Raw genomic sequence first — 26,305 nt, 5'->3', positions numbered from 1 at the left:
CATGTTTAAAAAACAACAAAACCTGTGCGAATCCGTCATTGATTCAATGAGACCAAAATCAACTTGGCATGATGATGTTTTTCTCGCTGAACAGTGCAAAGAACGTTTTTTGACCGTTGAAGATATTCCAGAGATGAAAAGCTTTGGTGTCTATATGGGCGGTATGGCGAAGCTATATGATGGCTACTGGGTTGAGCGCGAATCCGTTAATGTTCATACGTTGATTTTCACTATGGAAGGTGGCGGCATTCTAACAACCGCAATATCGGTACAAGCGATTACGCCTTATACACTCGTGGTGCTTCCTGCTGAAACCCCATTTCGTTTTGAACTCGATCCTCAATATAATTATTGGAAAATGGCGTGGATGTTGACGCCTGACACTAAGCAGTGGCAACACATAGCAAGTTTAGGACAGGGGATTGTGCCTTTTGGAGAGTGTGAGCAGATCTGGTCATTAATGAACTTGGTTTACTTTGAGATAGGCGGCAGAGCCAGTTACCGTAAGTTACTCTTGAGTGAAATTATCCGAACCTTGACGGGGTTTGAGCCTAAGTCGACCAGTACCACTGCACGTGTTCAAGCGCTCTATAATGAGATTGAAAGTAGTCTGCACCAGCCATGGACAGTGGCAGGGATGGCCGAAAGAGTGTTCATCAGTGAAGAGCAACTCAATAGAGTCACCAAGACGCTATTCAACCTCTCACCACGCAGTAAATTGATTCAATTACGCATGGATAAAGCCACTAGTCTGCTGAAATATCAAGATTGGTCAGTCTCTATGATTGCTAATCGCTTAGGCTACAAAGATCCTTATAACTTTTCGCATCGTTTCAAAAAGCATTTCGGTTTGTCACCCAGTCAATATCGAAAGAGTTATCGACTTCCTGGTTAGCCTTGCATGTTTCCTCGATCAATTACGCAAGATCAAACTTTTCAGTAATATTACTGTATTGAGCTATCTATCAATTTAGTATTTTTGCTCTATTCGATAGTATTGGAAATATCTCAGAAGACGACTGCTTATGCAACATGAGGAATTAATGCAACAAGTTATCAGCGAGACGGATGATTTAGATCTCCCGTCAAAGCTCATTTTAAACAACAAAGAGTTTCGTTCAGGCACTAAAATCGTACGTAAGCAGGGCTGTGGTTCGATTGTAGGAACGCTTTCAGGGCCACACCGTAAGGTACTTTTTTATCTTTATCAGAACAAAGGCCAAGTAGTCAGTAAGCAAATTTTGAAGCGTGTAGGTTGGGCCGGTAAAGCGGTGACTTGTGCTTCTGTATTGGTGGCTATTTACGAGATCAGAAGAGTTCTTGATTGTCGTTGTATTCAAACCGTTTCTAACGAAGGGTATGTTATGGCGGACTAAATAATCCTATATTTATATCCTGTTAATATCTTAATAATAAAAATTTAATCTCTTTACCGTACGAATTCCATTGATTATCGTCAAATCTAAAACGTCCAGTTATAAGCGACGTTATATAAATACGACTGAATCTGACTTTGTCGCTGGCTATATAGTAAGGGAATGATATAAAAATGGACTCTTATCCTGTAATAGAAACGAACCACTCTGAAAACAACGTAATACTTGAATTAAACGGTAAAATTGTTGAACTCAACACCAAACTTATTCGCAATGTAGAGAATGGCTACGTACTGGCTACCATGCCTTTGGCGTACCGAAAAATCATTTTATTTATGAATCGACATCGAGGTGAATTGTTCAGTGTTGGTCAATTGAAGAAGATTGGCTGGGAAAGTGAGAAAGTGACTAACTCTTCTGTGATTGTTGCTATATCTGAAATAAGATCATTATTCGGAGATGGACTAATCATTACCATTACTGGTGAAGGTTACGTATTTCAACCTTAACGTTCAGAGGTAATAGATTTTATCTTCTGATCGTTGATGTTTATTGTCGTTCTTTCCTCCAGACGACATAAACAAAAAGGGCCCTTCGTTTAGACATAAAATCTTAACTCGGAGCCCTAATGACACGCATCTGGTGTCTGTCTATTTAAGCTTACTCGCCTGCAATCTGTAGGTGAGAGCGCTTTAGGCTAGCAATCAACATGTAGATCGTTGTAGCAAGCAGAGACGCGAACAGGTATGTAAACAATCCTGCTTGTGAATCCATAAAGCTGTCTGCAACGATTGGTCCCGCAACAGAACCGATGCTGTAGCAAAGTAGCATGATTTGAGTCACTGACACCAAGTAACTTGGGTCAAGGTTACGGCAACCCAAGTTAATCGCGATTGGGTATAGCGCAAATGTCGCCATGCCTAATACGAACAAGCTCATACCTAGTACGTAGAAATCGTGATTGATCGTCAGCACACCAATGCTTGCAACCCCTAGCAGGCAGAACAGAGCCATTAATAGCACTTGTCCTACGTGGTGAGATAACCAAGTTACCATCGGCTGTACAGCCATGCCACCCATGATAACCAAAGCCATCAAACCACCAATGTCTTCGTGTGCAATGTTACGTTGAGCAAGTTCAACTGGCATCAAGCCGTAAATCGCACCTAGCGTTAATCCAGACACAATGCAGCCAATTAGCGCGCTGTGGCTTAATTTGCTGATCTGCTTTAAAGACAAAGATTGCGCATCGTGGATCTGTGGTGGTGTTGCTTGTCCGTACATCAAAACAATGATCGCACCAAACAGAAGGGTGAACATTGCGATGAAAGGTACGCCACCAGTAATACCTAAGTAACCGATACCAAGCTGACCAACTGCTGAACCGCCGTAAAGTGAACACATGTAGATAGCGAGACGTTTTGCGCGTTGTGACTCGTCACCGCTCATTAGCCAAGACTCTACAATCACGAAGATACCTGCAACCGCCACACCAGCCACAAAGCGAGCTAACAGCCATACTGCTTGATGTGGGATCAATGGCAATACAAGGATCGTTGCGATGAACACACTCAATGCGATGACGAAAGCGTCTTTGTGACCAACACGCGCAATGGCACGTTCAATCAATAATGTACCAGCCAGTAGCCCTGCATAGAATGCACTCGCCAACCAACTCGATAGATTTTTGTCTAAGCCATACTCAGACAGCATTAATGGTAATGAACTCATTAAGTAGCCTGAAGCGATCGCGTAAAAAGACAATGCAATAACAGGAACAGTTATGCGAGTTGTTGGTTGGATGTTGTCCAATGCAGGAGCCTCTGATAGTAAAAGAAACGATGAATTTTCCGCGACTATGGGGGAGAAACTGAATTGGGTAAAACGAATAAAAATGGTCGTTAAGATAAAAGAAATTTATCGACTAACGAAACTAAAATACGGTTGCGATATTTGGTGGTTTGACGAGATTTTATGCGGTCAAAAAGTCGTTAAGCCCTTGTTCATTGGTAGTTTAATTTAGAAAAAGATTGCAGCGTGATTGTCTGTTTCTAATTTGGATTGAATGGGAGTTTAAGTGTTAGGCCGTTTCTTTACGGTATTGGCGTGGCGAGTTACCACTCCACTTACGAAAGGCATGACGAAAGTTAGCGCTATCAGAAAAACCAACGCGTTCAGATATCTCTTCAATACTCATTCGAGTTGAAGAAAGGTAGTGCCGGGAAAGGTGAAAACGCACATGATCCAGTATCTTCTGATAGCTCGTATCCGCTGCTTTCAGGTGACGACGCAGTGTTCGAGAAGACATGCCCAGTTCTGAAGAAATGGATTCTATCGATGGGTAACATCCTGGCCTTTCTATCAGCATCTGAGAGACTTTCTCTTTGAGGCTAGTCGGAGCACTTACTTTTGCCAACATGTCATCACACGATTTTAAACACATCTGTAAAGTGATGGGGTTGGCGGTAGGAAGAGACGAATACAAGGTGGTTGCGTCGAACTCCCATTCAAGACGGTCACTATTGAATTCAACCGGGCAGCGGAAAATCTCTGTGTATAGATCGCCGTATTCAGGTTTTGGGTAAGGGAAGCGGATCACTTGAGAGGGAAAGGGCTGTTGCAAAACTTCTTCACATAAACTGTGTATCGCCGCAAACCAGTATTCACAACAAAAGGGCAGTAAAGAATCGAGTTCGATAAGTTGCTCTGCGCGAAAGTAGCCAACGTTGTCTTCTACAGACATGGTTTTCCTGAGGACAGGGCCAGCAAGTTGCAGATACTTGAACCCGATTAAAAAGGCATCGAGTAGTGTCTCGCTGCTAAACACCGCATAACCGAGCACGCCAAAGTCGCTGAACCTGGCTTGTTGGCCGACTTTAAGCCCCAAACCGTCTTCGTTGGAATTCGCTAATGCATTACTGAATACAGCAAGCTTTTGCGCCAAAGTGATGTGTGTATCAGGTGTGTTGAGTTGGAGAGCATCGATGTTACTGCCTTCGAGCAATTCTTCGATACTGAGAACAGGCGACAGGTAACGATGCAGCAACTGAAGATCCAGAATGCCGAATGCTTGCATATCGGGTTCGTAAACTGCGGTGTATTCCATAAACTGCCTCTTGCTGAATATCGATATCTTAACCGAACTTGTAACATTTACGTCTGTTGCTTGTTCTCACTTTTGCAAGCTTGTTCCAAATTTTGGTTTATGTGTGCAAGGTTTTATTTGGCTTGCGCAGGCTGTGTCCGAATATCACCGGTTTTTGTCTTTTTGAAACCTGTTCGAGATGTTATCAAAATGTTGTAATTTGTCGGGCTGCACATTGGAGCGTCACAAACATTATGCTCAATAACGACTCTTATCTACATGACACACCAATGTGCAGGCTCGTGATTACAATAAAGACACTTATTACAACGATTAGAACGTCTACGGTGACCGTCACAAACAGGTCTAAGCCGCATAAGGAGATCATGGATGCACAATCTTGCTGTTAATTTGGAGCGTAGCGCTTCACTTTTTCCAACTAAAGCCGCTCTGCGTATGGGATCGGACGAAATCAGCTTTTCTCAGTTCGAACAACTTTCTGGAAACGTGGCTGCTAACTTGAAAAGACTTGGATTGCAGAAGGGAGATAAGGTCGCATTGTCATGTCCGAATGTCACTTACTTCCCAATTGCCTATTACGGGATACTAAAAGCGGGCTGTGTAGTCGTACCTTTGAACGTGCTATTTAAGACCAGAGAGATCGCTTATCACCTTAATGACTCTGACGCGAAAGCCTATTTATGTTTTGAAGGCAGTGAAGAGCTTCCAATTGGTCGCTATGGTTTACAAGGTTTTGAGCAGGCAAACCACTGTGAACACTTTGTCGAGATGCCTATTCCAACAAGTGCGGACACTACTTCGGAAAGTAATGAGCAGCATGAATCAATAGCCGATTGGTTGGCACAACCTTTGACTCCTTTTGAATCTGTTGCTTGCCATGGTGATGATACCGCTGTGATCCTTTATACCTCTGGCACGACGGGTCAACCTAAAGGGGCAGAGCTTTCCCACACCAACATGCAGACCAATGCGATGTCGTCACAATATCTAATGAGATTGGAATACAGCGATACGACGATGGCTACGCTTCCTTTGTTCCACAGTTTCGGCCAGACAGTGATGATGAATGCGAGTGTGTTGACGGGTTCAACCATGGTGTTGATTCCTCGTTTTGAACCGTCATTGGTTATTGAACAGATCATTAGCCATAAAGTCAGTGTGTTTGCTGGCGTTCCTACCATGTACATCGCGCTGCTAAGAGCGGGAGAAGAATCTTTAGAGCGTTCTGAACAGGTTAAGCACAGTTTGAGGTTAGGCGTGTCTGGAGGTGCTTCTATGCCGCTTGAGGTTATTCGTCAGTTTGAATCTCGCTTTGAGTTACCGGTACTTGAAGGATACGGGCTTTCAGAAACGGCGCCAGTTGCGACATTTAACCATATTGATGGCGATCGTTTGTCGGGAAGTGTCGGTCAGCCTTTATGTGGCCACCTTATCAAGATTACTGATATACAAGGCAACTCTGTCGCTATGGGTGAACTGGGCGAAGTCTGCATTAAAAGTCCAAGTGTGATGAAAGGTTACTATCAAAGGCCAGAGGCGACAGCTGAATCCATTCGTGATGGTTGGTTCTTAACGGGAGATATCGGACGCGTCGATGAGCACGGTAATTTGTTCATTGTTGACCGTGTTAAAGACATGATTATTCGTGGCGGTTACAACGTTTATCCCCGTGAAGTCGAAGAAGTCTTGATGTGTCACCCGGATGTCGAGATGGTGGCTGTGGTTGGTGAGCATCATGAGCAGTTGGGGGAAGAGATTCATGCCCATGTGGTGCTTCACGAACATACGCAATGTGATAGTGCCGCCTTGATAGCATGGTGTCGTGAGCAACTCGCCGACTACAAATACCCGCGTAAGGTATTCATTCGTAAAGCCTTACCCATGACAGCAACCGGAAAAATCTTGAAGCGTGAGTTACACCCACTAGAAATAGCGGAGATGGCAAATGGATAGTTATGATTTTATTATTGTTGGCGGTGGTTCTGCGGGTTGTGTCATGGCTTCGCGGCTGTCGGAAGATCCTAATGTGACGGTTTGCTTGTTAGAAGCGGGTGGTAAAGACACGAGCCCATTCATTCACACACCTGTTGGCGTTGTCGCGATGATGCCAACCAAACTCAATAATTGGGCATTCGAAACGGTTGAACAGCCGGGTTTAAATGGTCGTAAAGGTTATCAGCCGAGAGGTAAGACACTTGGCGGCTCTAGCTCTATCAATGCCATGATGTACGCTCGTGGACACCGCTACGATTACGATACATGGGAAAGCTTGGGTAACACAGGTTGGAGCTATGATTCGTGTCTGCCTTACTTTAAGAAAGCCGAAAACAACGAAGTTCATCAAGATGAGTTTCATGGCCAAGGTGGTCCTCTTAATGTGACAAACCTCAGGTCGCCAAGCCCTATGTTGGAACGCTACTTAACAGCCTGTGAATCGATAGGCGTGCCTCGCAATGAAGATATTAACGGTGCGGCGCAGTTTGGGGCGATGCCGACGCAGGTAACTCAGCTGAATGGTGAACGGTGCAGTGCTGCCAAGGCTTACTTAACGCCAAACCTTTCGCGTCCAAATCTTACGGTCGTTACTAAAGCAACCACCCATAAGGTATTGTTTGAAGACAAGAAGGCGGTTGGCGTCGAATACGGATCGAGCGGCAAACGTTATCAGATTCGATGTAACAAGGAAGTGATTCTATCCGCTGGCGCGTTTGGTTCGCCCCAATTGCTATTACTGTCTGGTGTCGGTGCTCAAACTGAACTAGAGACGCATGGCATCAAACAAGTTCATGAATTACCTGGAGTGGGAAAGAACCTTCAAGACCATATCGACTTAGTGCACTCGTACAAATGCAGTGAAAAGCGTGAAACCTTCGGCATCTCGCTGCAAATGGCCTCTGAAATGACCAAAGCCTTACCGCTATGGCACAAAGAACGCCGCGGTAAGATGAGCAGCAATTTTGCAGAGGGGATAGGCTTTCTCTGCTCCGAAGATCATATCGCTGTACCGGATTTAGAGTTTGTATTTGTGGTCGCTGTTGTAGATGACCATGCCAGAAAAATCCATACCAGTCATGGCTTTACCTCTCATGTCACCTTGTTGCGACCGAGGAGCCATGGCACCGTAACGCTGAATAGCAATGATCCCTATGATCCGCCTAAGATCGATCCTGCGTTTTTCAGTCATCCTGAAGATATGGAGATCATGATTAAAGGCTGGAAGAAGCAGTATCAAATGTTAGAGAGTTCTGCGTTTGATGATATCCGTGGCAATGCTTTTTACCCTGTGGACGCCAGTGATGACAAGGGTATCGAGCAAGATATTCGCAATCGTGCAGACACTCAGTATCACCCGGTGGGGACCTGTAAAATGGGACCTAATAGTGATTCTTTAGCTGTGGTGGATAAAGATCTCAAAGTTTATGGTTTGGATAATTTGAGAGTCATTGATGCTTCTGTGATGCCGACACTGATTGGGGCAAACACCAATGCACCAACCATTATGATTGCTGAAAAAGTCGCAGATCAGATCAAACAGGAATACGGGGCAGGTAAGCAAGAAGCTGGCATTCAAGCGAAAGGCGAAGCTGTGGTTTAATTCAAGAACTTAAGTGATAACCATAAATAAAACAGTAGGTTAGATAGTCTTGGTTTGATAAGACTCTCTAACCTATTTTTGTGTGCTTACTTAGAATTAATTAATCCTAAATCAATAGTTTAACTAATAGTCTAAATAATAGTGTTATTTGGTTAGAGCTTGATTCAGCCACTGATCAAATTGACCTTTTGGCAGTGCACCGTTAATCGTATCGACACGTTTACCGTCTTTAAACACCATCACGGTCGGAATGCTTCTGATTTGATACATTGCCGCGAGCTGCTGCTGAGCTTCAGTATCAATCTTAACGAATCGAACATCTCCAGAGCGTTCTTTTGCAACGTCGCTGAACACGGGCGCGAAGCCCACACATGGGTTACACCATGTTGCCCAGAAATCGACAACTACAGGTTGTGAACTGTTCAAGATAGATTGAAAATTAAGTGACGTTCCCTCGACAGGAGCGCCATCGAGCAGTGCGGTTTTGCACTTACCACAAGTTGGGCTTTCTGAAATTCTTTCTGAAGGAACTCGGTTTACGCCATTACAAGAAGGGCAGCGTGTGTTGAATGTAGACATAACTTTCTCTTTTTATTGCAACTCCGTGGCTAACGCGATTTACGAATCACGCACAGAGCGCTTATACTGTTTAAAACAAGAATACGATACTTAAATAAAAACAAACAATAAACAGGTAAATGATGACAAAATTTTACGCCGAAATTACTGGCTGGGGAAAGTGTCTGCCACCAGCCGTGCTGTCCAATGATGATCTAAGCACTTTCATTGATACGTCTGACGAGTGGATTCGAACTCGAACTGGTATCGAAAACCGTCGTATCAGTCATGTAAATACCTCTGAGCTAGCAACTGTTGCTGCGAAACATGCCATGGCGTGTGCTGGTCTAACGGCTGAAGACATCGACCTCGTTATCATCGCAACGTGCAGCCCTGATTCTCTTATCCCAAATACCGCGTCTAAGGTTCAACAGAACTTAGGCATTAAAAGTGCAGCGGCTTTCGACCTTAACGCAGCGTGTACTGGCTTCATCTACGGTGTTGAAACAGCAACTCGACTGATTCAAGCGGGCAACTACCGCAATGCAATCGTAGTGGGTGCAGAACGTCTTTCATTCTTCATCGACTGGACCAAGCGTGATACTGCGGTTCTTTTCGGTGACGGCGCTGGCGCTGTGGTTTTATCGCGTACTGAAGAGCAAGTGGGTTTACAAGAAGCTCAAATCGGTTGTGACGCAGAGGGCCGTTACATTCTAGCAGTACCAAAATTCGGTACTTCTATGGACCGCTTTGCTGCTGATAACGGTTACTGGGACTTTGATTTCGTAGGCAAAGAGATCTTCAAGCGTGCAGTAAAAGGCATGGGCGCTGCAGCACATACAGTATTGAGTCGCACTGGCATCTCAACCGACAACATCGATGTTGTGATTCCGCATCAAGCGAACATCCGAATCATTCAAACTTTGTGTGACATGGCGGGTATTGAGCGCGAAAAAGCATTTGTTAACATCCAAAACTACGGTAATACATCGGCTGCAACCGTACCAATTGCACTGTGTGAATCGCTAGAGCAAGGCTTCGTTAAGCCTAACGACAACATTCTTGTTGCAGCATTTGGTGCTGGTTTAACTTGGGGTGCTGGCCATATTAAGTGGGGCAGCCGCGTTGAACCGCTAGGTCAATCGGATGCTAAGCTTCCAGAAGCTGATAAATCGGCTTTAGAGCTTCTAGAAAGAGCCATTTTACACTGTAAAACGCGTCCTAATTCTCAGAGCGAGTAGCTGCATGACTCAAGTTCGTTTTATGACAGAAGCCGACCTCGATGGGGCGGCTTTGGTTCATCAATCTGCCTTTGTTCGACAGAAAAACTCACGTGATTGGTTACAATGTAACTTAAGCGCTTCACCACGCTTTCTTAACTTTGTTGCTGAAAGCGAAGGTGAAGTTATTGGCTACATTATTTGGGTGCAGAAAAGCGGGTTTAGACCTGAAGCTGTTTTAGAACTAGAGCAACTTGCCGTGTTACCAACTGCGCAGGGGAAAGGATTGGGTAAAAAGCTGATTCTTGACTCCTTGCCGCAAGTGAAACAGAAGCTAGCAGAGCAAGGCTCGACACTAAAACATGTGCTAGTGACGACCAGAGCGGATAACTTTGCACAAAAGCTCTATCAGTCGACATTAGGCGCTGAAGTCGAAACTACGATTTTAAACCTGTACTCTGCTGATGAAGTGCTTATGATAGCTCGCAATGTAGGTGAGCGAATCTGATCGCTGAGTGATTAGAACTCATTATAATCAGCGATATAAGTCGACCACGATCGATAAACGTTTTATTAGGGGCTAAGTTAGTCCCTTTTGTTATTTCTTAGGAAGTGTTTTGAAGAAAGTTTTAGCAATTGGCTACGTTTGGCCAGAACCGAATTCATCGGCGGCTGGCAGCCACATGATGTCTCTTTTACGTCTATTTAAGAGACAAGGTTGGTCAGTCGAATTTGCAACACCCGCTCAAGAAACCGAGCACATGATTGATCTCTCTGAAGAGGGCATCACGAGCCAATCTATACAGTTGAATTGCGATAGCTTTGACCAGTACATTGAAGAGCTGCAGCCCGATGTCGTGATGTTTGACCGTTTTATGATGGAAGAACAATTTGGCTGGCGTGTTGAGAAGGTATGTCCGAACGCGTTTAAGCTGTTGGATACCGAAGACTTGCAGTTCCTGCGTAATGCGCGCCACGAAGCCGTTAAGAAAGAAACTGAACTGACTAAAGCACACTTATACAGTGACTTAGCCAAACGTGAAATTGCCGCGATTCTGCGCTGTGATCTTTCGTTGATCATTTCAAGTTACGAGATGGAACTGCTTCAATCTGAGTTCAATATCGATCCCAAACTGCTTCATCATCTGCCTTTCATGGTTGATCTTAATACGCTGCCTGAAAGCACGAAAAGCTTTGAAGAACGTAAGCATTTCATGACGATAGGTAACTTTAGACATGCGCCTAACTGGGATGCTGTGCTTCAGTTACAAAAGATTTGGCCGAAGATTCGCAAACAGCTGCCTGACACCGAACTTCATATTTATGGATCGTATCCGCCGCCAAAAGCGACCGCATTACACAACCCTAAAACCGGTTTCCATATCAAAGGTTGGGCAAAAGACGCTCAAGAAGTGATGGAGCAGGCACGTGTGTGTGTCGCGCCACTGCGTTTTGGTGCGGGCATTAAAGGTAAGTTGCTTGATGCAATGAAGCTTCAAACTCCAAACGTGACCAGTGAAATTGGTAGTGAAGGCATGTTACCGCAAGGTGAATTGCAATGGCCGGGCGCGGTAGCAGACGATATCGACGCGTTTGTTGAACAAGCTGTTGCTCTTTATAAAGATGAAGAGAAGTGGCTTAAGGCTCAAAGTCAGTGTCATTCAATTCTTGAAGCGCACTATGAACAGAATCAACTGGGCGATAAATTGATCGAGCGATTGATTGCGCTAGAGTCTGAGCTTGAGTCTCATCGGCTGGATAACTTCTTTGGCTCTATGCTGAAGCACCATAGCATGGCGAGCACTAAGTACATGTCGCAGTGGATTGCTGAGAAGAACAAGATCAAATAGCTGTTCTTTACCACCAAAGACAGAATAAATCTTAAGCCCTTAGGTTAACGCCTAGGGGCTTTTTTCATGGGGGAAGTTTTTTGGCTTTTGTCTTTAGACACTAGACTTTCAAACCGAAACACATTTGCCTTACATTAGCATTGACTAATTTATATTTATTAGTAAACTCTAATTTAAATGGTGGTGAGTTAGATTTGAGTTTGTGGATAGGAGAGGTCGGTGATTAGTTTTATACCTTGGGATGCGTTTTTCGGTGGCATGCTGCTAGGCGCGTCGGCAATTATTCTGATGTTGGGCATCGGGCGAGTAGCAGGAATCAGCGGAATCGTTAGCCGCTTATTGCCGTCTAAAAAGCAAAAACGCTTAGAATCAGGATCTGAATCCAGCTCGGATACACGTATTGAAAAAACCGAGAAACATTGGCGACTTGCCTTCGTTGTCGGAATGATTGTCAGCGGTTGGTTGTTGATTCCAACTGGTTATCAACTTCCTCAGTTAGAAGAGATCAACTTCGCAGTGGTTATCATAGCTGGCCTTTTGGTGGGCTTTGGCACTAAGGTTGCAAATGGCTGTACGAGTGGCCATGGCATTGTGGGAATGGCTCGTTTGTCTAAACGTTCAATTGTCGCGACTTGTGTGTTTATGGGTGTGGCAATGGCAACTGTGTTGGTTAAGAATATGATTGGTTTGGGGGCGTAATGAAAAACTCTTCATTTACTATCGTTATTGGCTTGCTCGCAGGTCTTCTTTTCGGCGCTGGCATGATCATTTCAGGCATGGTTGATCCAAACAAAGTACTTGGCTTTTTAGACATTACTGGCGATTGGGATATCAGTTTGGCATTCGTCATGGGTGGCGCGTTATTGGTCTTCGCTCCGTTTTATCATTTGGTCATTAAAAAGCGCGCTCAAGCCATCAATGGCGAGTCGTTAGATAGCCGTAACAACCCGCTAATCGACAGAAAGCTGATTCTAGGTTCAACTGCCTTTGGTTTAGGTTGGGGGATTGCAGGCTTTTGCCCGGGCCCTGCAGTGACAAGTCTTAGTGGTGGTAACCCAACGGTATGGCTGTTCGTCTTAAGTATGCTGGTGGGAATGTGGCTGGCGGGACGAGCGAATAAAACCTGTTAGTAGTGCGCCTATCGTATATCAGATAGGCTTGATATGACCATTTGAGAGGCTGACACGCTTTAACCCAAAAGCCAGTCAGCCTCTTTTTTATATCTATCTGATAGTCGTTGAAACTGGGCAATGGTCGCTAAGTTTGTAATCAAGCACATCTTGCGTTTCAAATACCACCTGTTTCGCAGAAGATGCATTTAGTGACTTACTCACCACAATATGATCAATGACAGAACGGAATTGGTGCGTGCGATGGTTATTGCGGTTAGAGCGCACCTTACAATCTGCTCGAGTTTTTCTTGTTGCCAACTGAGCATCGGTATTTTGCGTCATATGTTTCCACATCCAATCTCTTGAGTAGGATAGGTTATGGTTGAAGTCGCCTAGTATCGCGTAATCCTGACCGTTTCTTTCTCTTTGCTGTATCCACTTATTAAGTTGTTGTGCTTGGTCTTTGAGCCTTGAACAATCTCGGTTCGACTTGTAAGCACCGCTGCAACCCGCCTTTAAATGCACAGACAACATGTGAATCGGCTTGCTTTCCGTTTCTACGACCATGTAACTGGCAAACCTAAGCTTGCTGTTAGCGCTCGACTCCAGTGGGAAGTCAGCGTAGTCGGTGAGTGTGATTCCTCTACGAACCGCGAACCCTGTGTATTGGTTCACTTCTTTGAACTGATGGTTGCTGTTTTCTGGTAATGCTCGGTCAGACATCAATATCTTGTATTGATCGCCGGCGATGCGCTGAATGGCATTTACGTCGTCGACTTCTTGAAAGGCGACCACATCCGCATCTAAGGATTGAAAGTATTCTTCAAGTTTGTCGAAATCAGTTTGATCACGTTGGGCAGAAAACTTATTCACAGCCTCGTTGGTTGACAACCATTCGATATTCCAACTGGACATGGTCAAAGGTTCAGCAAATGTCTGGCTACTGAGTAAGCAACCTAACATTATCCAGTTTTGAAGTCGTTTCATCCCAAATATCCCTAATTTTGTCGTCCAATATAGTTGAGCCGTTATCCTACAACACTTACCAAAAATTCAACTCTTTTTAGCAGTTTTTTTATTGTTACATTGTTTCTTTTCGACTTGAGAACTAGCGTAATAATATTGAATTGATCTTAGTCAGCGTGAGAGTTTTATTGATCCAAATCAATACTCAAAGTTGGTGGTTCTCGTTAAATACGCCACAATATCTAGTGTTAGTTAAACGATAAATCGCTCTATATAGTGTGTTTGTGGATAAGTCTGTGAATACCTCAAGAGTAAGGAGAAGTGGTGAAATCAATCGTAATCAAGCGTGATGGCTCAAGAGCTCCATTCAGTAGAGATCGCATCCAAGCTGCAGTGGAAGCAGCATCAGACAAAGCCGATAAGGAAATTGCTATTTATGCACTGAATGTGGCATTAGCAGTTGAGTTGAAGCTCGAAGACTACGATGAAGTTCATATCTCTGAAATTCAAACCATGGTCGAGAACGAGCTAATGCAGGGGCCATACAAGTCTCTGGCTCGTGCCTACATTGAATATCGTCATGACCGCGACATCGCCCGTGAGAAGCAAAGCGCTTTAACTCGCGAGATCGAAGGTTTGATCGAAGAAAGCAATGTTGATCTGATCAATGAGAATGCCAACAAAGACGGTAAAGTTATCCCAACTCAGCGTGACTTGCTGGCGGGTATCGTGGCTAAACACTATGCAAAAACTCACATTTTGCCGCGTGACATCGTACAAGCTCACGAGTGTGGTGACATTCACTACCACGACTTAGACTACGCACCGTTCTTCCCAATGTTTAACTGTATGCTTATCGACTTGAAAGGCATGTTAACGCATGGCTTCAAGATGGGTAACGCGGAAATCGACACACCTAAGTCGATTTCTACAGCGACAGCGGTAACCGCGCAGATCATCGCGCAAGTGGCGAGCCACATTTACGGCGGTACAACGATTAACCGTATCGACGAGGTTCTAGAACCTTACGTGATGGCGAGTTACGAAAAGCACTTATCGCTAGCGAAAGAGTGGGACATCCATAGCCCAGAAGCTTTTGCTATCTCTCGTACCGAGAAAGAGTGTTACGACGCGTTCCAATCTTTGGAGTACGAAGTAAACACGCTACACACGGCTAACGGTCAAACACCATTCGTTACGTTTGGTTTTGGTCTAGGCGAAAGCTGGGGTTCAAAACTTATCCAGCAATCTATCTTGAAGAACCGCATCGCAGGTTTGGGTAAGAACCGCAAAACAGCGGTTTTCCCTAAACTGGTGTTTGCAATCAAAGATGGTTTGAACCACCAGAAGCAAGATCCAAACTACGACATCAAGCAATTAGCGCTTGAGTGTGCGTCTAAGCGTATGTACCCAGACATTCTTAACTACGACAAAGTAGTAGAAGTGACAGGGTCATTTAAAACGCCTATGGGTTGCCGTAGCTTTTTGAATACTTACGAAGAAAACGGTGAGTTAATTCATGAAGGCCGTAACAACTTAGGTGTTGTTAGCTTGAACTTGCCACGTATTGCGATTAACGCAAAACAAGATATGACTAAGTTCTACGAACTGCTTGATGAAAAACTGAAGCTGGCTCGTCGTGCGCTAGAAACTCGTATTTCTCGTCTAGAAAACGTGAAAGCGCGTGTTGCTCCAATCCTATACATGGAAGGTGCTTGTGGCGTTCGCTTGAAAGCAGACGACTCTATTGCAGACATCTTCAAGAACGGTCGTGCGTCTGTTTCTCTTGGTTACATCGGTATCCACGAAGCAATGACTGCGCTTTATGGCACAGACGTTCACTTGTACGACGACGGCGAAATGCGCGCTAAAGCGCTTGAGCTGGTGGAGTACATGAAGCGTGAAGTGGAATCTTGGACGAAAGAGACAGGTTACGCATTCAGCTTATACGGCACACCAAGTGAAAACCTATGTAGCCGTTTCTGCAGCATCGACACTAAAGAATTTGGTGTGATTGATGGCGTAACAGACCGTGGATACTACACCAACAGCTTCCACCTAGATGTGCAGAAGAAGGTGAACCCATACGACAAGATCGATTTCGAGATGCCTTATCCAGAAATCTCTAGCGGTGGTTTCATCTGTTACGGCGAATTCCCGAACATGCAGAAGAACATCGAAGCGCTAGAAAACGTCTGGGATTACAGCTACACACGTGTTCCTTACTACGGCACTAACACACCGATTGATGAGTGTTACGAATGTGGTTATAACGGTGAGTTCGACTGTACAAGTAAGGGCTTTACGTGTCCTAAGTGTGGCAACCACGACTCAACCAAAGTATCGGTAACACGCCGTGTTTGTGGTTACCTTGGTAGCCCAGATGCACGACCATTTAACTTCGGTAAGCAAGAAGAAGTTAAACGCCGAGTGAAGCATCTTTAGTAAGCTCTAAGATTATTAGCTAGCTTACTTAGAAGAGCTACGTTTCAAGAAATATGATTGGTATCGGCGCTATGTCGATACCAATTCATTTGTTTCAACTCTCGCTACTTTTCGAGTTAAACCATTAAGCCATCACGAGTTCTCAATACTGCCTTATGAATTATCATCAATATCACCCAATCGACGTTGTAAATGGCCCAGGAACACGCTGCACTTTGTTTGTGTCGGGTTGTGTGCACCAGTGTCGCGGGTGTTATAACCAATCGACGCAACGATTGGACTCAGGGCATTTGTTTACTCAAGAACTGCAAGACCACATTATTGCTGATCTCAATGATCCGCGAATCAAGCGTCGTGGTTTGTCGCTTTCTGGTGGTGATCCTCTGCATCCTGCAAACGTGTCTGAAGTTCTTAAGTTGGTTCAGCGTGTGAAAGCAGAATGTGAAGGTAAAGACATCTGGATGTGGACTGGCTACGAGTTAGATGAGCTTGATGAAAAACAGAAGCAAGTACTTGAATATGTTGATACTTTGATTGATGGTCGTTTTGAACAAGATAAAGCAGACCCAATGTTAGATTGGCGTGGTAGTTCAAACCAAATCATCCATCGATTTACCGACTTATAGCTTTACTGACTTATAAGCGTGTTCTGACTCAGGACTCTCGTATAAGAAACAGAAAAAAGGGCTTCATCGTTAGCGCAATGCTACAAATCAGCCCTTGGGTGTGAGTTCTTTTGAATCGATCGCCAGCACGTCAGTGTCAGTTTGGCGCTTGCTTAAATAGGAATGTGCTCAGGCTCGTCGATTAGGTTGTTTATCCATTTCTTAGATTGAATCCTATGACTGGTCAGAATTATTTTGGCTAGCTCTTCCAGTAACACTATCATCAAAACCCATTCTAGCGGCCAACCCAACACCAGCGCAGTAAAGTAGGCAAGGGGGATACCGATTGCCCATTGGCCAAACAAGTCGATGAATATACTGTAGTTGATGTCTCCACCGCTTTTTAGTACGCCACCAATGCCAACCATATTGAAGACTCTTAGTATCATGCCGAGTGCCATAACTAAGGTGACGTTAACGGCCGTGTCTTTAAGCTCTAAGTGAGTAAGACCGATCATGTATACGATCGCGGGTTTAGCAAACCAGCACAACAAGGCTAGTAAAGCCGCAAGCCCACAGCTGAGCAATACATACCCCCAAGCAGTATTCTCAACACGTTGATAGTTCTTCGCGCCGATCTCGTTGCCTAAAATGATCGAAGCCGCGACTGCAAATCCCATGAACGCCGAGATCAAGATGCTTTCCACTGGTGATAACAGTGAGATTATCGCTAGCTCGCCAACGCCCATCTGACCAACAATAACGTTATAAATCAGTATTCCACCCGCCCAAGCCGTATCATGAACCAGCATCGGAATAGCTACCTTGAAATACTTCTTTCTATGCTTGGGAAGTATTGCATCGCGCCAATTAGTCAGTGTTGGAAACAGGTGAGCGTAGTGTCTCTTCGCCATAACAAGCAGGGCAATCGTTTGAAAGAATCGAGATATGGTGGTGCCAATTGCTGCACCAACCACACCCAGTTCCGGGAAGCCAAATAAGCCGAATATCAGCAATGCATTGAGAATCGCGTTGACGATGATCGCCCAGATACTGATTTTGGTGGGTAGCTTGGCTTCGCCCACCGAGCGCAGCGCGCTTTCTAGCGGCACAACCACGGCGGTACCAATAAGGCTGGCTCCTGTTATCCAAAGGTAATCCGTTGCCAAGCGGACGTAATCAGGATCTGAGGCCACCACAGACACGACTGATTCAGGAGCCAATGTATAAATCAACACAAAGGGGATGATGGCAAAGACAGACAATGCCCATGACTGCGCTAATGTGCGTCTAATTCCGTTGAAATCTCCCGCACCGAAATATTGCGAAGCTAGCACACTGACAGCGCCGCTAATCCCAGATACCATGATTAAGTTGAAGAAAAATATACGGTTACCCACGCCAACCGCTGCGGTTGCAGAGTCACCCAGTTGGTTAACCATAAAAATGTCGACCACGCCGAGTAATGAAAACAACATAGTTTGCAGCGATACAGGCAAACCGATGTGTAACAGCTTTTGCCAAAAATCTTTGTCTAGATGACGATATGTCGAGCGCATCGCATTTCCCCTGTGGTTAATATGCGAGAAGTTTATCGGCATTTGTTTTAGCTGTATTGTTCAGGCTCATCACAAACTTTTGTCAAACTATCCACTTTGGTGGTTTGGCAACATGAATGAGCTAGTAATGGAATGAGCGAGAAACAAGAACGGTATGAGATCTCTGAAAAGACCCATCAAGAGTTTGTCGATCAAAGCCATGTATTGGCATTCGAAGAGCTCGGTATCGTTCAATGTGGGACAGCATCGTGCCGTGATTTCTTTTCTGTCTATCGAAAGAACCAACAAAAACACATGCTGCTGTACACCGTGAGAGGCAAAGGGTGGCTCGAAAGCGAAGGATGTCGATACATTCTAGAGCCGGGGTCGTGCATTACTGTGCCCGCAGGCGTTGAGAACGGTTTTGGTATTGAAGAAGAGACATGGCAGATAGCCTGGATCTTTCTATCGCCTGATAAGCCTTGGGAAAATGTCGTCAGTGATGAGGTGAGTTATACGCTTTCTCCTGCAGCCGAAGTCGTCTCGTCTTGTATTCATACCTTGCTGAGAAGTATTGCCTTGCCCATTGATCTAGGCGGAGCGATTGCCATTCATAGTGTGGCCCAAATAGAATTCATGATTAATGCTCCCGTCCCGCAGCAACAATCTCGAAATTTGATTCGCTTGAGACGTGTGTTCAACAGCGTGCAAAAACAGCTTCATAAAGAGTGGAACGTGCATGAGCTAGCAAATCTATTTCCGTGTTCAGAGCCGCACTTCCATCGCTTGTGCCAACGTTATTATTCTCATAGCCCGATGACTCATATTATGCGTATGAGGATGGAATACGCTGCAAGGCTGCTCAGGTCGAGCGATTGGTCGATTCAACATATTGGCGAGATCGTGGGTTACCCGAATGCAGCTAACTTTAGTACTCGATTTAAAGCTTGGTCGGGCATGACACCAAGGCAATTCAAACAAGGTATTTAGCCGAAAATCAACAAGGTACTTCTTAAACAAGCCACTGATCTTTTGATAAAGCACTAAAAGTGTTCGAAATTTGCTCTTTTTCATGACGTAAAATGACCAATCTCTGATTACTTATTCTAACTAAGCGCTTCTATTAAAAAATGTTTCTGATTTGTCTACGATAATGTTAACGTGAAACTCATTACTTGAATTTCAAAGGGTTGTGACTTTCATGTTTTCACATCTACCAAAACCAACTTTAGATCCAATTCTATCTCTTTCTGTTGCTTACCGCGGCGATACTCGTACTGATAAAGTCGACTTAGGCATTGGCGTTTACAAAAATGACCAAGGCGAAACTCCGATCATGAAAGCCGTTTCTATGGCTCAGGATATTGTTGTTGAAACGCAGAAAACCAAAGCTTACGTTGGCCTAGCAGGCTGTGAAGAGTTCAACCAGAGCATGGTTGATCTACTGCTTAAAGGAACTTCTGCAATGGATCGCGTTGCTGCGATTCAAACACCAGGTGCAAGTGGTGCACTTCGTATGTTGGGCGACTTAATGAAAGTTTCTCAACCAGACACCACGGTTTGGATTTCAAACCCAAGCTACGTTAACCACAAACCGGTGATGGAAGCGGCAGGCTTAAAAGTTCGATACTACAATTACTTCAGTCCTGAAACGAAGCAAGTGGATACTGCAAGAATGTTGGATGACCTTTCAAAAGCGGGTCCATCGGACGTGGTACTACTGCACGGTTGCTGTCATAACCCAACGGGTGCTGACATCGACTTTGAGGCGTGGCAGGAAATCACCAAATTATCTCAGAAGAATGGTTTCTTACCGTTCGTTGATATTGCGTACCAAGGCTTTGGTGATGGCCTAGAAGAAGATGCAAAAGGCCTTCAACACATGGCTAACAACGTCGAAGAGATGTTGATTACGACATCGTGCTCGAAGAACTTCGGTTTATACCGTGAAAGAACGGGCGCTGCGATCGTGATTGGCAAGAACAGTGAACACGTTGGCAATGCTAAAGGTAAGCTTCTAACGCTTGCTCGTTCAACTTACACAATGCCGCCAGATCATGGTGCAGCTTTGGTTAAAACAATTCTTCAGAATCAAGAACTAACCTCGATTTGGAAGCAAGAATTGAGTGAAATGCAGCAACGTTTGTTAAATCTGCGCCAAAGTTTATGTGATGAATTGCGAAATACTTATAACACGTCACAATTTGACTTCATTGAAAGCCATAAAGGCATGTTTAGTGTACTAGGCTTTAAAGAAACTCAAATGAATCAATTACGTGAAGAATATGGAGTCTATGGTGTTGGTGACGGACGCATCAATATCGCAGGCCTTTCCGAATCTCATATTCCTTATGTAGCTAAAGCGATAGCCAACGTTTCAAAATAGAAGGTGACTGAATGTATAACTGGAAAGCGATTGTAGTTTTAATGCTAAGTGGTGGCCTGTTTGCTTGTTCGACGACGACTCAAGTTCCTGTCGAGCCAGAGCAAAAGCCTCAAGTAGAACAACCTGTTGTGGATGAATCTTCAAAGACTGACGCAACTGAAGGCGAGAAAGTAACGGAACCTACGGAAAAGCCTGAAGAAGTAAAACCGACTGAGCCAGAAGCGAAACCAAAGCCTGAAGAAAAGCCAGCTCCAAAGCCGACTAAAACAAGCGATGGCAAACTGATTCTTGGTGAAGAAGAGTGGGTGTATGTTCCTGGTTTGAAAGAAGCGTTTAAAGCACGTGTAGATACAGGTGCAACAACATCTTCAATCAGTGCGGTTGATATTGTTGATTTTGAACGTGACGGAAAAGACTGGGTTAAGTTCAAAATTGAACATGACGGCATCACAACGGAAGAGGTCAGCTTACCGGTAGAGCGTTGGGTTAAGATCAAGCAGTCGAGCGCAGAAGGTACACAACGACGTGCTGTGGTTGTTGCTTCAATTCAAATCGGTGATCTAAAAGACAAAACTGAGTTTACTCTAGCGGACCGAACGCATCTTTCTTTCCCACTTCTGTTGGGTAGAAGCTTCTTTAGAGATGTTGCGGTAGTAGATGTAAGCCAAAAATACGTTCAAAAGAAAATTACTAAATAACAGTTCTGCTCACCATCAAAGCTTTTCGTTTTGAATCGCTATAGTTTCAAAGGTGGCGAGCTTAAAAGACTTTTAGTGTTGATAAATGAAATCCCTGCCAGTTCTGCTGGTGGGGATTTTTCTATTTACACCCCAATAACGTATGAAAAGCATCTAAATGGTCTATGTTTACTATTCGTTTACTGTTTAGCCTCGACAACGTGATCGAGATCTCTATATAATCCGCGCTTCGATTTTTGTTTAATCCATACTTTCGTACTTCTTATTTAGGTTCTTGAAATAGCCTAATAATTATCTGTCAGTACACGCTTAGGAATTAGTTCTTTGATATCTACCGCGAACATCACAATGCAATTTGGCGCAGAGCCGCTGTTTGAAAACATCTCTGCTAAATTTGGTAACGGCAACCGTTATGGTTTGATCGGCGCCAATGGTTGCGGCAAATCAACGTTCATGAAAATCCTAAGTGGCGCATTAACGCCAAGCTCGGGCAACGTTTCTATTACTCCAGGAGAAAAACTGGGTGTGCTAAGCCAAGATCAGTTCGCTTTCGAACAGTACAGCGTTATCGACGTTGTGATCATGGGCGACAGAAAACTGTGGGAAGTAAAACAAGAACGTGACCGCATTTACTCTTTACCAGAAATGAGCGAAGACGACGGCATGAAAGTCGCAGAACTTGAAAGTGAATTCGCGGAAATGGATGGCTACACAGCAGAAAGCCGTGCTGGCGACATCCTAATTCAAGCGGGTATTGAAGAAGAGTTCCATTTCGGCTTGATGCAGCAAGTAGCTCCAGGTTGGAAACTGCGTGTGCTATTGGCACAAGCTCTGTTTGCAAACCCAGATATCCTGCTTCTTGATGAACCAACCAACAACTTGGACATTCACACGATCAACTGGCTTGCTGAAGAGCTAAACCAGCGTAAATGTACAATGATCATCATTTCGCACGATAGACACTTCCTGAACTCTGTGTGTACACACATGGCAGACATCGACTACGGTGAGCTACGTGTCTACCCTGGTAACTACGAGTACTTCCTAGAAGCATCTGGCTTGATTCGTGAACAGCTTTTAGCAAGCAACGCTAAGAAAGCGGCTGAAATCAGCGAGCTTCAAGATTTCGTAAACCGTTTTGGTGCTAACGCATCTAAAGCAAAACAAGCAAGCTCTCGTGCCAAGAAAATGGATAAGATCACGCTTGATGAAGTGAAATCATCGAGCCGTATGAGCCCATCTATTGATTTTGGTGAAGGTAAGAAACTGCACCGTCAAGCGCTTGAACTTCAAGACCTTGGTCACGGCTTCGATGGCGAAACATTGTTTGCTGGTGGTAACTTGTTGCTTGAAGCGGGTACACGCCTTGCGGTAATCGGTGAGAACGGTGTGGGTAAAACCACGCTGTTACGTTGCCTAGTTCAAGAGCTAGAGCAAAATGAAGGTATCGTTAAATGGTCAGAAAACGCATCGGTAGGTTACTGTCCACAAGACAGCACGGCTGACTTTGATAACGATCTGAGCATCTTCGATTGGATTTCACAATGGCGCACTGCCAAGCACGATGACCTGATGGTACGTGGCATTCTAGGCCGTTTATTGTTTACTGCTGATGATGCAAACAAGAAAGCGCGTAACTGTTCTGGTGGTGAAAAGAACCGTCTGTTATTCGGCAAGCTAATGATGCAAGACATCAACGTGCTTGTAATGGACGAACCAACTAACCACATGGACATGGAGGCAATCCAAGCCCTTAACGACGCGTTGAAGGTTTACACGGGCACGCTGATCTTCGTAAGCCATGACCGTGAGTTCGTTTCTTCACTAGCAACACACATCATCGATGTAAAAGATCAACAGCTAGTGAGTTTCCAAGGTACTTATGAAGAGTACTTAGATCATCAGAAAAAGATGCTGATGGTTAATTTATAAAGCAAGTCGCTGGCTCAGGTCGTGAACGACTAAAAGCCAGCGAAACTAACAAACAAAAAAGCCCCGAACATTAATATGTTCGGGGCTTTTCTATGTAATACGTATAGCTATTTATTACTCAGTAATTGAAATCTAGATTAGAATCCGAATCGAGCCGACATTAAGATTTGGTGGCCATATGTGCCGTTATTGCGCATATCAAGACCAACAGACAGTTGATCAGTAGAATGGAAACGAGCACCGATACCCACAATTGAACGAGTGTCATCGTTGTCGATCAGTTGACCAAGGCGTGCGTTAACTTCAACGTTTGCCATTAACCACGCTCTCAAACCGATGTTGATTTCAGTCTTGATGTGATTGTCGTCATTACGTTCAATGTTGTGCAGTAACATTTGGCCAGTAACGTCAGCAAATTGACTGATTGGGCCGTTGAATCCCATACCCACCGCTGCATCCCAATCACTTTCAAATTCTGAATCGATACGAGCAACAAAGTGAGAGTTCTGAGTGAACATTGTTGTGACTTCACCACCGAAAGTACTTGGGCTAGTACCCATGCGCAGCTCGAATGTGTTGTAGTTAAAGTTGTTTGCAGACGCAGAGAATGAACACAGTGCAGCGAGTCCTAAAAGGACAGTCTTATTCGTGCAACCTAGCATGGTGACTCCATATAAATTGTATTTTTCGGCAGTATAATACAAAAAAGCCTGCAATATGCAGGCCAATTATTTGAAGTCAGTATTTTTATATTAGTCGCTTATAGAACCTGGATGTGGTCCACTTCGATTTCTGGTGTCTTGCCGCCTTCATATTCGCCGAAGATACGAACTTTTGTATCAGCGGTCAGTGGTTGTGCTAGGCGGATATCATCATCCAGTTCGATTTGAATTTCACTCTGGCCATCAGAGAAGACAAACGTGTCATTCTTTAGTTGACGAACAATCTTGCCATCCACAATTGCTTCTTGCTCTGCGAACATGCTTGTGTCGGCAAGTAGTGTCGCAACAGAAACGGTTTCAATCGGTCCAGTGTAAGCAATAGCGCTTTCGTGCTTGTTGCTGTTGTGGTCACTAGCCATTGCGAAAGTAGGAGCAAGGATAATAGTAGATGCGATAGCTAATACAGTTTTTTTCATGGTGAATCCCTTAATGTTGTTTTTAGTAGAAACGTTTTTCTGAATTTGAAACGTTTCTTTTCGTTAGTACGTTTTTGTTGAGTCGCCTGTTATCGTTGACAAGCTTCGTTTCGATGGAGCTATTAAACAACACAGGGGTTGAATCCAGAGTGAGTAACACATTCATTTTCCATTCATTTTATTGAGCATCTACTCGGCAATGACGTTAAGATGGTCGCAGAGAAATATTGTCCATAGCTAAAAATTAAGAAATTAAGAAATTAAGAAATTAAGAAATTAAGGATTTAAGTACAAATGCGAGCACCATTAAGTGCCCTTATGGTTCAAGGGACAACGTCAGATGCCGGAAAAAGTGTTTTGGTGGCAGGTTTATGCCGTGTTTTGGCAAGGAAAGGAATCAAGGTGGCACCTTTCAAGCCACAAAACATGGCGTTGAACAGTGCTGTGACAAAAGATGGTGGCGAAATTGGTCGCGCTCAAGCGGTTCAGGCGCAAGCTTGCAATATTGAGCCAACCGTTCACATGAACCCTGTATTGCTAAAGCCTAATTCAGATACCGGCGCTCAAGTGATTTTGCAAGGCCGAGCGCTGAGTAACATGGAAGCGACGGGCTATCATGATTACAAGAAAGTCGCGATGGATACAGTTATCGATTCGTTTGACCGACTTTCTGAAGAATATGAAAGCGTGATGATTGAAGGTGCGGGGAGCCCAGCCGAAATCAATCTTCGCGAAAATGATATCGCTAACATGGGATTTGCTGAAAAAGCGGACATCCCAGTGATCATCGTTGCTGATATTGACCGTGGTGGCGTTTTTGCGCACCTCTACGGCACATTGGCGCTGTTGTCTGAATCTGAACAAGCTCGCGTAAAAGGCTTTGTGATAAACCGTTTTAGAGGAGATATCGCACTGCTTCAATCTGGCCTAGATTGGCTAGAGGAAAAAACCGGAAAGCCAGTCATTGGTGTCTTGCCATATCTGCATGGTTTTAACTTAGAAGCGGAAGATGCCATTACCTCTGCTCAAGAGTCTGACGGAGAAGCTAAGCTTAAGGTGGTGGTGCCAGTGTTAACCCGAATCAGCAACCATACAGACTTTGACGCGTTAAGACTGAATCCTTCGATTGATTTACGTTATGTCGGTAAAGGTGAACGTGTAAACAACGCTGATTTAATTATCTTGCCGGGTACAAAGTCGGTAAGAGCAGATTTGGATTACCTAAAACAACAAGGCTGGGATAAAGATATTCAACGCCATCTGCGCTTAGGCGGCAAAGTGATGGGTATCTGTGGCGGCTATCAAATGTTAGGTAACATCATCCACGATCCTGATGGCGTTGAAGGGGAACCCGGCAGCAGCGAAGGGTTAGGGTACCTGGATACTGAAACGACCCTTACACAGCAGAAAACCTTAACCAACGTACGCGGCACTATGACGCTGGATGGCAAAACAGCACAAGTAAAAGGGTATGAAATCCACGTAGGCAAGACTGATGTCAAAGAAACAACCTTACCGGTTCAGTTAGAATCTGGCAGCCTAGATGGCGCTGTGAACCAAGATAACTCGATTTTTGGTACTTACCTGCATGGCGTATTCGACAACAGTGATACGTTGTCGCTTATTTGTGAATGGGCAGGAGCCAACGATGTGACCGCGATTGACCACGAACAGCTTAAAGAGCTGGGTATTAATCGAATCGCTGATGCCATCGAAGAGTACTTAGATCTTGACCTGCTTTGGCCAGAATTAACCGCTTAAGCTGCCATTTAGAAGTTAG

At 44.5% G+C, this 26,305-nt stretch carries 25 protein-coding genes; 18 read left to right on the top strand and 7 right to left on the bottom strand.

Annotated elements, in window-relative coordinates:
* Position 1: 1 nt before the first annotated feature.
* From MSG35_RS14045 to MSG35_RS14035, 3 genes are all read left to right on the top strand, one after another.
* On the top strand, positions 2–895 hold the full coding sequence (locus MSG35_RS14045) for an AraC family transcriptional regulator (protein ID WP_248384341.1): 894 nt from the start codon (positions 2–4) through the stop codon (positions 893–895).
* 148 nt (positions 896–1,043) lie between these two features.
* The gene (locus MSG35_RS14040) at positions 1,044–1,376 is read left to right on the top strand and encodes a winged helix-turn-helix domain-containing protein (RefSeq protein WP_048608241.1); all 333 of its coding nucleotides are present in this window, start codon (positions 1,044–1,046) and stop codon (positions 1,374–1,376) included.
* A gap of 173 nt (positions 1,377–1,549) precedes the next feature.
* Entirely contained in the window at positions 1,550–1,885 is a 336-nt protein-coding gene (locus MSG35_RS14035; protein WP_048608244.1) for a winged helix-turn-helix domain-containing protein, read from the top strand.
* A 151-nt stretch (positions 1,886–2,036) separates the two neighbouring features.
* On the opposite strand, the gene MSG35_RS14030 is transcribed toward MSG35_RS14035, so the two are convergent.
* Positions 2,037–3,188, bottom strand: a complete 1,152-nt coding sequence (locus tag MSG35_RS14030) for an MFS transporter (RefSeq protein ID WP_248384340.1) — start codon at positions 3,186–3,188, stop codon at positions 2,037–2,039.
* Here MSG35_RS14030 and MSG35_RS14025 point away from each other — a divergent pair.
* Complete coding sequence (locus MSG35_RS14025; RefSeq protein ID WP_048608246.1) at positions 3,160–3,399, top strand: hypothetical protein; 240 nt, start codon at positions 3,160–3,162, stop codon at positions 3,397–3,399. The genes MSG35_RS14030 and MSG35_RS14025 overlap by 29 nt on opposite strands.
* A gap of 57 nt (positions 3,400–3,456) precedes the next feature.
* Here MSG35_RS14025 and MSG35_RS14020 read toward each other — a convergent pair whose 3' ends face one another.
* On the bottom strand, positions 3,457–4,482 hold the full coding sequence (locus MSG35_RS14020; RefSeq protein ID WP_248384339.1) for an AraC family transcriptional regulator: 1,026 nt from the start codon (positions 4,480–4,482) through the stop codon (positions 3,457–3,459).
* A 369-nt stretch (positions 4,483–4,851) separates the two neighbouring features.
* Here MSG35_RS14020 and MSG35_RS14015 point away from each other — a divergent pair, with 369 nt between their 5' ends.
* Together MSG35_RS14015 and MSG35_RS14010 are read left to right on the top strand one after the other, a co-directional pair.
* Positions 4,852–6,435 (top strand): long-chain fatty acid--CoA ligase, encoded by a 1,584-nt coding sequence (locus MSG35_RS14015; RefSeq protein ID WP_248384337.1) that lies wholly within the window; start codon positions 4,852–4,854, stop codon positions 6,433–6,435.
* A complete protein-coding gene (locus MSG35_RS14010; protein ID WP_248384336.1) occupies positions 6,428–8,077 on the top strand; it encodes a GMC family oxidoreductase N-terminal domain-containing protein in 1,650 nt (549 codons plus the stop codon). The genes MSG35_RS14015 and MSG35_RS14010 overlap by 8 nt, the downstream gene beginning before the upstream one ends.
* 144 nt (positions 8,078–8,221) lie before the next feature.
* Here MSG35_RS14010 and trxC read toward each other — a convergent pair whose 3' ends face one another.
* A complete protein-coding gene (gene trxC / locus MSG35_RS14005) occupies positions 8,222–8,656 on the bottom strand; it encodes a thioredoxin TrxC (protein WP_050650372.1) in 435 nt (144 codons plus the stop codon).
* A gap of 122 nt (positions 8,657–8,778) precedes the next feature.
* Here trxC and MSG35_RS14000 point away from each other — a divergent pair, with 122 nt between their 5' ends.
* The 5 genes from MSG35_RS14000 to MSG35_RS13980 all read left to right on the top strand — a co-directional run bounded on the left by MSG35_RS14000 (position 8,779) and on the right by MSG35_RS13980 (position 12,835).
* Positions 8,779–9,876 (top strand): ketoacyl-ACP synthase III, encoded by a 1,098-nt coding sequence (locus MSG35_RS14000; protein WP_248384335.1) that lies wholly within the window; start codon positions 8,779–8,781, stop codon positions 9,874–9,876.
* Between the two features lie 22 nt (positions 9,877–9,898).
* Positions 9,899–10,363 (top strand): GNAT family N-acetyltransferase, encoded by a 465-nt coding sequence (locus MSG35_RS13995; RefSeq protein ID WP_248384375.1) that lies wholly within the window; start codon positions 9,899–9,901, stop codon positions 10,361–10,363.
* 109 nt (positions 10,364–10,472) lie between these two features.
* Positions 10,473–11,705 (top strand): glycosyltransferase, encoded by a 1,233-nt coding sequence (locus tag MSG35_RS13990; protein ID WP_248384334.1) that lies wholly within the window; start codon positions 10,473–10,475, stop codon positions 11,703–11,705.
* A gap of 222 nt (positions 11,706–11,927) precedes the next feature.
* Positions 11,928–12,404, top strand: coding sequence for a YeeE/YedE family protein (locus tag MSG35_RS13985; protein WP_248384374.1), 477 nt, complete (start codon positions 11,928–11,930; stop codon positions 12,402–12,404).
* On the top strand, positions 12,404–12,835 hold the full coding sequence (locus MSG35_RS13980) for a YeeE/YedE family protein (RefSeq protein ID WP_050650375.1): 432 nt from the start codon (positions 12,404–12,406) through the stop codon (positions 12,833–12,835). Before MSG35_RS13985 ends, MSG35_RS13980 begins: the two co-directional genes overlap by 1 nt.
* Before the next feature lie 93 nt (positions 12,836–12,928).
* Here MSG35_RS13980 and MSG35_RS13975 read toward each other — a convergent pair whose 3' ends face one another.
* Positions 12,929–13,804: an endonuclease/exonuclease/phosphatase family protein gene (locus MSG35_RS13975; protein ID WP_248384332.1), complete on the bottom strand. Its 876-nt coding sequence runs from the start codon at positions 13,802–13,804 to the stop codon at positions 12,929–12,931.
* A 303-nt stretch (positions 13,805–14,107) separates the two neighbouring features.
* On the opposite strand from MSG35_RS13975, the gene nrdD reads away from it, so the two are divergent.
* Together nrdD and nrdG are read left to right on the top strand one after the other, a co-directional pair.
* Positions 14,108–16,228 (top strand): anaerobic ribonucleoside-triphosphate reductase, encoded by a 2,121-nt coding sequence (gene nrdD, locus MSG35_RS13970; RefSeq protein WP_048613547.1) that lies wholly within the window; start codon positions 14,108–14,110, stop codon positions 16,226–16,228.
* A gap of 155 nt (positions 16,229–16,383) precedes the next feature.
* Positions 16,384–16,854 (top strand): anaerobic ribonucleoside-triphosphate reductase-activating protein, encoded by a 471-nt coding sequence (gene nrdG, locus MSG35_RS13965; protein ID WP_017058260.1) that lies wholly within the window; start codon positions 16,384–16,386, stop codon positions 16,852–16,854.
* A gap of 152 nt (positions 16,855–17,006) precedes the next feature.
* Here the strand turns inward: nrdG and MSG35_RS13960 are convergent, their stop codons facing one another.
* Positions 17,007–18,434 carry an MATE family efflux transporter gene (locus tag MSG35_RS13960; protein WP_248384331.1) on the bottom strand — a complete coding sequence of 476 codons (1,428 nt, stop codon included), beginning with the start codon at positions 18,432–18,434 and terminating at the stop codon, positions 17,007–17,009.
* A gap of 90 nt (positions 18,435–18,524) precedes the next feature.
* Between MSG35_RS13960 and MSG35_RS13955 the strand changes: the two genes are divergently transcribed.
* From MSG35_RS13955 to MSG35_RS13940, 4 genes are all read left to right on the top strand, one after another.
* Positions 18,525–19,361 (top strand): helix-turn-helix domain-containing protein, encoded by an 837-nt coding sequence (locus tag MSG35_RS13955; RefSeq protein ID WP_248384330.1) that lies wholly within the window; start codon positions 18,525–18,527, stop codon positions 19,359–19,361.
* A 211-nt stretch (positions 19,362–19,572) separates the two neighbouring features.
* Positions 19,573–20,757, top strand: a complete 1,185-nt coding sequence (locus MSG35_RS13950; protein ID WP_017060118.1) for an amino acid aminotransferase — start codon at positions 19,573–19,575, stop codon at positions 20,755–20,757.
* Positions 20,758–20,768: 11 nt separating this feature from the next.
* Positions 20,769–21,455, top strand: coding sequence for a RimK/LysX family protein (locus MSG35_RS13945; protein WP_248384329.1), 687 nt, complete (start codon positions 20,769–20,771; stop codon positions 21,453–21,455).
* 324 nt (positions 21,456–21,779) lie between these two features.
* Positions 21,780–23,387, top strand: a complete 1,608-nt coding sequence (locus tag MSG35_RS13940) for an ABC-F family ATPase (protein ID WP_282449885.1) — start codon at positions 21,780–21,782, stop codon at positions 23,385–23,387.
* 137 nt (positions 23,388–23,524) lie between these two features.
* Here the strand turns inward: MSG35_RS13940 and MSG35_RS13935 are convergent, their stop codons facing one another.
* Both MSG35_RS13935 and MSG35_RS13930 read right to left on the bottom strand, forming a co-directional pair.
* Complete coding sequence (locus MSG35_RS13935) at positions 23,525–24,049, bottom strand: hypothetical protein (protein ID WP_019822713.1); 525 nt, start codon at positions 24,047–24,049, stop codon at positions 23,525–23,527.
* A 98-nt stretch (positions 24,050–24,147) separates the two neighbouring features.
* Positions 24,148–24,525 (bottom strand): NirD/YgiW/YdeI family stress tolerance protein, encoded by a 378-nt coding sequence (locus MSG35_RS13930; RefSeq protein ID WP_048608277.1) that lies wholly within the window; start codon positions 24,523–24,525, stop codon positions 24,148–24,150.
* 294 nt (positions 24,526–24,819) lie between these two features.
* Between MSG35_RS13930 and MSG35_RS13925 the strand changes: the two genes are divergently transcribed.
* Entirely contained in the window at positions 24,820–26,286 is a 1,467-nt protein-coding gene (locus tag MSG35_RS13925; protein ID WP_248384328.1) for a cobyric acid synthase, read from the top strand.
* Positions 26,287–26,305: the final 19 nt, after the last annotated feature.

It is taken from the genome of Vibrio sp. 1CM23M, assembly GCF_023161755.1.
Taxonomy (GTDB): domain Bacteria; phylum Pseudomonadota; class Gammaproteobacteria; order Enterobacterales; family Vibrionaceae; genus Vibrio; species Vibrio coralliirubri.
Note: the sequence above shows the minus strand (reverse complement) of the source record. Positions and strands in the feature narration are given on the sequence as shown.